The 232-nt window shown below is 66.8% G+C and carries 1 protein-coding gene; it reads left to right on the top strand.

Annotated elements, in window-relative coordinates; all coding sequences use genetic code 11:
* A partial coding sequence (locus SB753_RS42015; protein ID WP_410805814.1) for an ImcF-related family protein occupies positions 1 to 232 on the top strand: 232 nt, incomplete at both ends.

Genomic DNA, 232 nt, shown 5'->3' with positions numbered 1-232 from the left:
CGGTGGGCCACAAGTATCCCGATCAGACTCTCGCGTCCCTGACCGCTGGCACGGATACGCGCGGTCTCTTCTCGACGTCCGCGACGGTAGCCGGCGTCTTCACGCGCCAGGCATGGGAAGGGTCCATCGAGGCCGCGATCGACGAAGCGGCGAAGCATAACGGCGTCACGGCTGACTGGGTGCTCGCCAATACCCGTGGCGCACAGCCCGGCTCGGCGTCGGATGGACAAAC

It is taken from the genome of Paraburkholderia sp. SIMBA_053 (genome assembly GCF_046534895.1).
GTDB lineage: Bacteria > Pseudomonadota > Gammaproteobacteria > Burkholderiales > Burkholderiaceae > Paraburkholderia > Paraburkholderia caledonica.
Note: the sequence above shows the minus strand (reverse complement) of the source record. Positions and strands in the feature narration are given on the sequence as shown.